The sequence below is a fragment of the bacterium genome (assembly GCA_026398675.1).
Classification (GTDB): domain Bacteria; phylum RBG-13-66-14; class RBG-13-66-14; order RBG-13-66-14; family RBG-13-66-14; genus RBG-13-66-14.
Genome location: JAPLSK010000070.1, coordinates 1 through 9,024, shown reverse-complemented (window position 1 = coordinate 9,024; position 9,024 = coordinate 1). Strand labels below are relative to the sequence as shown.

The 9,024-nt window shown below is 65.4% G+C and carries 9 protein-coding genes and 1 pseudogene; all 10 read left to right on the top strand.

Annotation, left to right across the window (positions count from 1 at the left end):
• Window positions 1–1,305 (top strand): electron transport complex subunit RsxC (rsxC, locus tag NTW26_01435; GenBank protein ID MCX7020936.1); only part of this gene is annotated, 1,305 nt, incomplete at its 5' end.
• A gap of 193 nt (window positions 1,306–1,498) precedes the next feature.
• Window positions 1,499–2,557: an RnfABCDGE type electron transport complex subunit D gene (locus NTW26_01430; protein ID MCX7020935.1), complete on the top strand. Its 1,059-nt coding sequence runs from the start codon at window positions 1,499–1,501 to the stop codon at window positions 2,555–2,557.
• Complete coding sequence (locus tag NTW26_01425) at window positions 2,554–3,135, top strand: FMN-binding protein (protein ID MCX7020934.1); 582 nt, start codon at window positions 2,554–2,556, stop codon at window positions 3,133–3,135. The genes NTW26_01430 and NTW26_01425 overlap by 4 nt, the downstream gene beginning before the upstream one ends.
• Window positions 3,136–3,301: 166 nt before the next feature.
• Window positions 3,302–3,970: an electron transport complex subunit E gene (locus tag NTW26_01420; protein MCX7020933.1), complete on the top strand. Its 669-nt coding sequence runs from the start codon at window positions 3,302–3,304 to the stop codon at window positions 3,968–3,970.
• Window positions 3,967–4,557, top strand: coding sequence for an electron transport complex subunit RsxA (rsxA, locus tag NTW26_01415; protein ID MCX7020932.1), 591 nt, complete (start codon window positions 3,967–3,969; stop codon window positions 4,555–4,557). Before NTW26_01420 ends, rsxA begins: the two co-directional genes overlap by 4 nt.
• Window positions 4,558–5,233: 676 nt before the next feature.
• Complete coding sequence (locus tag NTW26_01410) at window positions 5,234–5,809, top strand: 4Fe-4S dicluster domain-containing protein (protein ID MCX7020931.1); 576 nt, start codon at window positions 5,234–5,236, stop codon at window positions 5,807–5,809.
• A gap of 3 nt (window positions 5,810–5,812) precedes the next feature.
• A complete protein-coding gene (locus NTW26_01405) occupies window positions 5,813–6,691 on the top strand; it encodes a CoB--CoM heterodisulfide reductase iron-sulfur subunit B family protein (GenBank protein MCX7020930.1) in 879 nt (292 codons plus the stop codon).
• A 144-nt stretch (window positions 6,692–6,835) separates the two neighbouring features.
• Window positions 6,836–7,567 (top strand): annotated as a pseudogene (locus tag NTW26_01400) (FAD-binding protein).
• A gap of 369 nt (window positions 7,568–7,936) precedes the next feature.
• On the top strand, window positions 7,937–8,431 hold the full coding sequence (locus NTW26_01395) for an NAD(P)H-dependent oxidoreductase subunit E (protein ID MCX7020929.1): 495 nt from the start codon (window positions 7,937–7,939) through the stop codon (window positions 8,429–8,431).
• 78 nt (window positions 8,432–8,509) lie between these two features.
• Window positions 8,510–9,024, top strand: a 515-nt coding sequence (locus NTW26_01390; protein ID MCX7020928.1) for a (2Fe-2S) ferredoxin domain-containing protein, incomplete at its 3' end; no start/stop codon positions are given.

The following is a 9,024-nucleotide window of genomic DNA, read 5'->3' as shown; positions in this document are numbered from 1 at the left end:
GTCCACCCCCCCGAATCGAAGCACCTCACCGAGGCCCGGCCCCTCGAGCCGGCCGCGCGCCCCGCCGAGGTCGTCGTCCACCTTTCGCAGCACATCGGCGCCCCGGCGACCCCCGTGGTCGAGAAGGGCGACCTCGTCAAGGCCGGGCAGATGGTGGGCGAGCCCTCGGGCTTCGTCTCCGCCCCGGTCCACTCGCCGGTCTCCGGCACGGTGAAGATGATCGCCGACCGACCCCACGGCCTGGGCGGGGATCAGCCGGCGGTGGTCATCGAGCCCGCGGCGGAAGACGAATGGGCGCTCATGGAGCCCATCACCGACCTGGACCGGACGCCGGTGGAGAACCTGGTGGAACGGATTAGGGACGCGGGGCTGGTCGGCATGGGCGGCGCCGCCTTCCCCACCCACGTCAAGGTCGTCCCCCCCAAGGGCCACACCTTCGACACGGTCATCCTCAACGGCGCAGAGTGCGAGCCCTTCCTTACCTGCGACCACCAGCTCATGCTCGCCAAGGGCGAGGAGATAGTCAAGGGCCTCAAAATGCTCTTGAAAATCACCGGGGCCCAGCGGGGCTTCATCGGCATCGAGGCCAACAAGCCGGACGCCGTAAAACACCTGGAGGAGTTGACGCGCCACGCGGCCAACATCAACGTCGCCGTGTGCCGGGTCAAGTACCCCCAGGGGGCGGAGAAGCAGCTCATCGAGGCGATCGCCGGGCGCGAGGTCCCCGTGGGCGGGCTGCCCTTCCAGGTCAGGGTTCTGGTGCAGAACGTGGGCACGGCCTACGCGGTGTGGGACGCGGTGGCGAACGGCCGTCCGCTCGTCGAGCGCGCGGTGACCGTCACCGGCCCCATCGTCAAGGAGCCGAAGAACCTGTGGGTCAAGGTGGGCACGCCGGTGGGCGAGCTCCTGGAGCGTTGCGGCGGGCTCACCGACGACGCCGCGCGGTTCATCCTCGGCGGGCCCATGATGGGCCTGGCCCAGCACCGCTTCGGCATCCCGGTGACCAAGGGGACGTCGGGGGTGCTGTTCCTGCCGCCGCCGCGGCCCGAGGACTTCATCTCCACCCCCTGCATCCGCTGCGCCCGGTGCGTGGACGCCTGCCCGATGAAGCTGGTGCCGTGCGAGGCGGCCACCTTCTCCGAGGCGGGGAAGCTCGACAAGGCCGAGGCCAACGGCGCGGGGGATTGCATCGAGTGCGGCTCCTGCTCCTACGTCTGCCCGGCGAGGCGGCACCTGGTCCAGTCCATCAAGGTCTCGAAGCCGGCGATTCTCAAGCGCCGCGCCGAGAGGGCCAAGGGGGCTTAGAGCGCGGGTTGCGCCGGTCACGGAGCCTTTATACGTAAAACGACGTCCATTTCAGCCATGGCTTCCAGGGGAGAGACGCCGTAGGGGCGACCGTCCACGGTCGCCCGCGGGAGGGTCGCCAGACCCTCCCCACGGAAGTTGAGAACAACTTAAACGCCGGTAAACATCCACAACCGAGTTAAAGCAAGAGCCCATGCCCAAAGACGACGAACTCCAGGCCGGGGAAACGCCCGAAGGCGGCGAGGGTAAGCCCGCCGGGGACGAGCCCGAATCTTCGGACAAGGCCAAGCCTACGCCCAAGGCCAAAGCCAAGGCCAAGCCTACACCCGTCCCCAAAAAGGACAAGGAGCCGGGGAAGAGCTACCGGCTCACCGTCTCCAGCGCCCCGCACCTGAAAAGCCCCGAGGACACGGCGAAAATCATGCGCTGGGTCCTCATCGCCCTCCTGCCCGCCCTGGCGGGGGCGGTGTGGCTCCAGGGCTGGCGCTCGCTGATGCTGGTCGCCGTCGCCGCGGTGAGCGCCGCCGTCTTCGAGGCCGCCATTCAGCTCGCCACCAAGAAGCCGGTGACCGTCCGGGACTGCTCGGCGGTGGTGACCGGGGTCCTTCTCGCCTTCAACCTCCCCTACTACGTGCCGTGGTGGTTGCCGGTGGTGGGCAGCTTCGCGGCCATCGCCATCGCCAAGCAGGCCTTCGGCGGGCTGGGGTACAATCTCTTCAACCCGGCGCTCATCGGGCGGGCGGTGCTCCTGGCGGCCTGGCCGGTGCACATGACCACGGACTGGTACTCCCACGTCGAGGGCGCCCAGGCGCTTCCGCACCTCGCCAACATCTCCGGCACCACGGTGGACGCCGTCTCCACGGCGACGCCCCTGGCGGTGATGAAGGACGCCGCGGCCACCTTCGCCAATCCCGCCGCCACCCCCGAGGCGCTCGCCCAAGCCAAGGCCGTCGTGGCCCAGCTCACCGGAGCCGGGGGGCTGGGCAAGCTCGCCCTGGGCAACGTCGGCGGCTGCATCGGCGAGACCAGCGCCGTCCTCCTCTTGATCGGAGCCCTCATCCTCGTCATCAAGGGCATCGCGGACTGGCGCATCCCTGTCGGCTATCTGGCCTCTGTGGCCGTCTTTATGACTATCTTCGGCTGGGTGGACGAGACTTGGACGGGGCTCTTCCACCTCCTCGCGGGCGGCTTGATGCTGGGGGCGCTCTTCATGGCCACCGACATGGTCAGCTGGGCCTGGTCTACTCGATGACCAAGGACACCATCACGGCCCAGGAGCAGGCCAAGGTCCTGGACGCCGTGGCGCTGGTCCTCCCCGAGGGCGCCGACCCCGCCCTCACCGAAACCGTCAACAAGACCGAGAACGGCCTCGAGGTCCCGGACTACTTCGTCGCCCGCGACGCCTCCGGCAAGGTTCTCGGCTACGCCATCGTCTGCTACGGCAAGGGCTTCTCCTCGACCCTGGAAATCATGGCCGGCTTCACGCCCGAAGGAGTCATCACCGGCACCAACGTCCTCAAGCAGGGCGAGACGCCGGGGCTGGGGGAGCGGGTCAACGAGATTCGCGCCGAAGGGACGCTGTGGACCGCCATCGGCGGGCTCTTTTCCGGCAACGCGGGCCCCGCGGGTCCGCCGCCGGCCCCCTGGTTCCAGGCCCAGTACCTGGGCCTCCACGCCGACGAGTTGGAGCTGGTGAAGGGCGCCGCCGCCGATCCCGAGCGCGACCAGGTCTCGGCCATCACCGGGGCCACCATCACCAGCCGCGCCTTCACCGACGGCGTGCGCGACGGCGTGACCGCCTTCCTGACCCGCACCGACATCCCCCGCTAGGGGGCGTCAAAGCTTGAAGAATCACGACCCTTATAGAAACCACAATCTGCCGTAGACGTAGGGGCGACCCGTAGGACGAGTCCTCTGCGGTTGCCCGCGGGCGGGGACGGAGCCCCGCCCCTACAGACGGCCACACTGAGCAACACCTCCTGAAGGAGGGGCGAGCTTGTCCACTTTAAAGGAGTTCACCAAGGGGTTCTTCCGGGAGAATCCGGTCTTCGTTATAGCCCTGGGCCTGTGCCCGACGCTGGCCACCTCCAGCCTGGTGGAGAAGGGGCTGGGGATGGGCATGGCGGCGACCTTCGTCCTGGTCTGCTCCAACGTCATCATCTCCCTCATCCGCAAGCTCGTCCCCCCGAGGATCCGCATCCCCATCTTCATCGTGGTCATCGCCGCCTTCGTGGTCATCGTGGAGCTGGTGATGAAGGCGTACCTGCCGCCGCTGTCCGAGGCGCTGGGCATCTTCATCCCCCTGATCGTGGTCAACTGCATCATCCTGGGCCGGGCCGAGGCCTTCGCCCAGAAGAACAACGTGAGCCGGTCGTTCATGGACGGCCTGGGGATGGGCCTCGGCTTCACCTTCGCGCTCTTAATCATCGCCACCATCCGCGAGATCCTGGGCTTCGGGACCTTCCTGGGCCTTTCCGTCTTCGGCACCGACTTCGAGCCGGCCACGATAATGATTCTCTCACCGGGCGGCTTCATCACCATCGGCCTCATGATGGGCTTCTTCGCCTGGCGGCGCCGGCGTAAAAAAATGAAGGGCGTCCCGGGCCCCGACGAACTCCTCGCCGAGCGGGAAAAGCTCACCGAGGCCACTAGGGAGGCGGCATGAGTTACGGCGTCCAGCTCATCCTGCTGTTCATCGGCGCGGTACTGGTCAACAACTTCGTGCTGATGCGCTACCTGGGCCTCTGCCCATACCTCGGAGTCTCCAAGCAGACCGACTCCGCCTTCGGCATGGGCATGGCGGTCATCTTCGTCCTGTTCCTCTCCGCGGTGGTCACCTGGCTCGTCTACTACTTCATACTCGTCCCCCTCGACCTGGCCTGGATGCGGACCATCTTCTTCATCCTGGTCATCGCCGGCCTGGTGCAGACGGTGGAGATCATCCTGCAGAAGTCCGTGCCCAACCTGTACCGGGCGCTGGGCATCTACCTGCCCCTGATCACCACCAACTGCGCCGTCCTGGGCGTCACCGTCCTCAACATAGACTCGGGCTTCGATTTCTTCCAGTCCGTCGTGCACGCCGTCGGGGCCGGGGTGGGCTTCACCCTGGCGCTCCTTCTGATGGCGGGGCTGCGCGAGCGGATGGAGGTGGGCAACGTGCCGAAACTTCTGCGGGGGCTGCCCATCGCCTTCCTCACCGCCGGGCTCATGTCCATCGCTTTCCTGGGCTTCTCCGGGCTCATCCCCGAATAAGGGGGCCGGTAAGGGGGGCTGGTAAGGGGGCCGGTAAGGGGGTAGTAGAGGGGCTGGTAAGGGGGGGTGGTCGCTAGGGGGGAGTACCTTTGGGGGGGAGGGGAGTACCTAAATCTTCTGCCGCTCCAATGGGGAGGACGGTCGAGGTCTCGGCGAATCTTGGAGCGCGGGAGCCCTCTGCCGAGAGGAGACAAGGGGCTTAAGCCCCTTGCCGGAAAACGTTGAGCACGGGGGACGCTTCTACCGCCGCGTCCGGGGCGGTGAAAATTGAAAATATCCCCGGATTGCCCGTTGAACCGCACCTGCGAATGTATATAGTTAATTGGCCGTATTGATACACCGTCTGGCTTGACTTTCCCCCGGCCGGGTAATAATCTCTCCGGGTTTCCACCTCGCCTGAAAAGAATTCGAGGGTACGGCTGCCGCCGCGGGGAGCTTCTCCCGGGTCCGCGGAAACGGCCGGTCGCCGACCGCCGCCATTTCGATTGCGGGGAGCCTCTCCTTGGTTATAGTGTGGGGAACGCGAGGGGAGTGACACGGAAATCCCCTTTCTTCGCCCGGTAATTGAGAATTATTTCACTAAATCTTCGCGGGACGTAATACGAGACGTGGATGGGCTTCAACCGGATGTCAAATCGGCCCGGCGCGGCTGATTCAAGGTGACGGAGGAAAACCGATGCGGGTTATAGACGGCAAGGAAGAGGGCCGGGAGCTGACCAAGAGATTCCTTGAAGAGGTGATGCTCATCCCCAACGGGGAAAAGGTCAACACGTGCATCCAGTGCGGAACCTGTTCGGCCTCCTGCCCGACCGGCTACGCCATGGATTTCACCCCGCGACAGATCGTCGCCGCCCTGCGGGCCAACATCATCCATGACGTGCTGGTGAGCAACTCCGTGTGGCTGTGCGCCTCGTGCTACTCCTGCACGGTGCGTTGCCCGGCCGGCATCCCCTGGACCGACATCATGTACCAGCTCAAACGGCTGGGCGAGGACGAGGGAATCATTCCCCGGGTCAAGAAGGGGCACGAGCTGGCCACGGCCTTCAACTCCATCATCGACAAGTACGGCGTCTCCTCGGAATTCCTGCTCATGCTGAAGTTCTACTTCCGCACGGGCATCTTCAAGGCCCTGGGTCAGCTCGGTTTCGCCTCGAAGATGTTGGCCAGGGGCCGCCTGGACCTGGGGGCGCACAAAATAAAGGGCATCAAAGGCCTTCAGAAGATGATGGCCGTTATGGAGGAAAGGAAATAGACGATGGCCGCCTCTAACGTTGACAAGTACACGTACTACCCGGGCTGCTCGCAGACGAGGACCAGCCGGGCGTACGACGCCTCGGTCAGGGGCGTGGCCGGGAAGCTGGGGGTCGAGCTGGTGGAGCTCGAGGACTGGAACTGCTGCGGCGCCTCCAACTACATCGCCATTGACGCGCGGAAGGCCTTCATGCTGTCGGCCCGCAACCTGGCCCTGGCGGAGAAGACCGGTAGACGAGACCTCGTAACCTGTTGCAGCGGTTGCTATGTCATCCTGGCCAAGTCCAAGAAGTACATCAAGCAGAACCCCAAACTCCACGCCGACATTGACGAAGCCCTGGCCACCGCGGGCCTGACCTTCTCGGGAGACATCAACGTCCGCCACATCCTGGATGTCCTGGTCAACGACGTGGGCGGGGAGCGGATCCGGGCGGCGGTCACCCACCCCCTCGCCGGTCTCAAGGTCGCCCCGTACTACGGCTGCCAGATCGGCCGCCCCTACGGCGAGTTCGACGACGAAGAGTGGCCCCACAGCCTGGACGACCTGGTGACCTGGACGGGCGCCGAGCCGGTGAACTTCCCCCTCAAGGCCAAGTGCTGCGGCGGCATCCTGATGACCACCCAGCCCGAGGTCGGCCGCACCCTGGTCGGAAAGCTGTTGAAGAACGCCAAGGACGCCGGGGCGGACTGCATCGTCACCGCCTGCTCGCTGTGCCACGTGACCCTGGAGTCCTACCAGAAGAAGGTCAGCCGGCACCTCGGCGAGGATGTGAACATCCCGGTGCTGTACTTCACCCAGCTCCTGGGTCGGGCGCTGGGGCTCACCCCCAAGGAGCTCATGCTCAAAGACAGCCTCACCCATGCCGAGGCCGTCCTTCCCTAGACGAACCGGCGGGGCGGAGACCGGGCGCGAGGTTTTATCCGGAGCCCGGAAAGAGCGATAACACGAGCGGGACGGCGAGGCTGTGTGCCGTCCCTTTAGACCAAGGATGAGGCGCTCCAGCCTCACCCCCACGGGGTACGGAATATGAGCGAGAACGGCGATAAAAGAATAGGCGTTTACGTCTGCCACTGCGGCTCGAATATTTCGCAGACGGTGGACGTCAAGGCGGTGGCCGAGTACGCCGGCACCCTGCCCGGAGTGCGCGTGGCCAGGACCTACCAGTACATGTGCTCCGAACCCGGCCAGGCCCTCATCCAGAAGGACATCGAGGAGCTCCACCTGACCCACGTGGTGGTCTCCTCCTGCTCGCCGCTGATGCACGAGCGCACCTTCCGCCGCGCGGTGGCCGAGGCGGGGATCAACCCCTACCTCTTCGCCATGGCCAACATCCGGGAGCAGGTCTCCTGGGTCCACACGGACAAGGCTCGGGCGACCGAAAAGGCCAAGCGCCTGATAGCCGCCGAGGTCTTCCGGGTCTCCAACCAGGAGGAGCTCTTCCCGGAGAAGGTGGACGTGAACCCGGCGGTCCTCATCATCGGCGCCGGGATCGCCGGCATCGAGGCCGCCCTCAAGTGCGCCATAGCCGGACAGAAGGTCTACCTGGTGGAGAAGGAGCCCTCGGTGGGCGGACACATGGCCTTCTTCGACAAGACCTTCCCCACCCTGGACTGCGCCGCCTGCATCCTGACCCCCAAGATGGTGGACGTGGGCATCCACCCCAACATCGAGCTTATGACCTGGTCCGAGGTCACCAAGGTGGACGGCTACGTCGGCAACTTCAAGGTCACGGTCAAGAAGAAGGCCCGCCACGTGGACATCGCCCTCTGTAACTCCTGCGGCGACTGCGTGGCGGCTTGCCCGGCGGTCATCTACCCCGATCTGAAGGTCGTGGAGATAGGCGGCCGGCTGATAAGCAAAAAGGACCCGTCCGAGGCGAAGGCCCCCGTGGCGCCCCGGGGCTAGGGCGCGCCAATCCGCGAAGAGGCTGGAAGGGGCCGCTCGTCGGCGTGTGGACGACCCTCCGCGAAGGGGCTGGAAGTCGGGTCGGCAACATCAAAGACGCCCTCTGGAGGCGCACCCCTGCGCGAAAGGACTTGAAGGGGCCGCTCATCGGCATGTGGACGACCCTCCGCGAAAGGACTTGAAGGGGCCGATCGTCGGACCCTCCGCGAAAGGACTGAGAAAGTGCTGAAGGAAAAAATCAAGCTGGACCTGGAGCTCGCCCGCCCCCTCGTGGAGAACTACAACCGGGGCGAGTTGACCCTCATCGCGCTCCTTTTGGGAGTCCAGGACATCTACTACTACCTGCCCCGGGAGGCCGTGGAGTTCATCGCCCGCGAGACCGCGGTTCCCATCAGCGTCATCTTCAGCCTGGCCACTTTCTACTCGGCCATCTCCCTGGAGCCCAAGGGGCGCAACCACATCCGGTGCTGCGTCGGCACGGCCTGCATGGTCCGCGGCTCCATGTTCGTGCTGGACGACTTGAAGCGCGAGCTGGGCATCGGGCCCGGCGAGGTCACCGAGGACGGCGCCTTCTCCCTGGAGGAGGTGCACTGCCTCGGCGCGTGCGCCCTGGGACCCGTCATCACAAAGCGGGACAAGTTCTACGGGCACGTCACCAAGTCCAAGGTCCGGGAAGTCATCGGAGCCCTGAGGAGGGCCGACAGCGAAAACGTCTGACCCGCCTGCCTAGAGGAGACAAGGGGCTTAAGCCCCTTGCCGGAAAACTTTAGGTCGGGAACAATCAAGGTGAAGAACATGAGGATTACGAGCGTCAAGGATCTCGACGACCTGAAGAAAAAGGGACTTCAATCCCTCCATCCCGGCAAGATACGCATCTCCGTCGGCTCCTCCACCTGCGGCATCGCCAACGGTGCGCTCGACATCGCCGAGCGCATCCTGGAGGGGGCCAAGCGCGAGGGGATGGACATCGTCGTCGAGGACTCAGGCTGCTACGGCTTCTGCCAGATGGAGCCGCTGGTGGACGTCTGGGTCCCCGGCCGGCCCCGCGTCGTCTACGGGAATATCACCGAGGACAAGGTGGACGAGCTCCTGCGGGCGGTGAAACAGGGGCGCGTCATCGAGGACTGGGCCCTCTTCCGCCTGGAGGGCGAGCACCTGGTCCTCAACGACGAGCGCCTGGCCTACGACGTCTCCGGGGGCAACGGGGAGTACAAGAACGTGCCGCTCATGGAAGAGGTGGGCTTCTTCAAGGGGCAGCTCCGCATCGCGACCCGCAACTGCGGCTACATCAAGCCGGTGAGCCTGGCGGA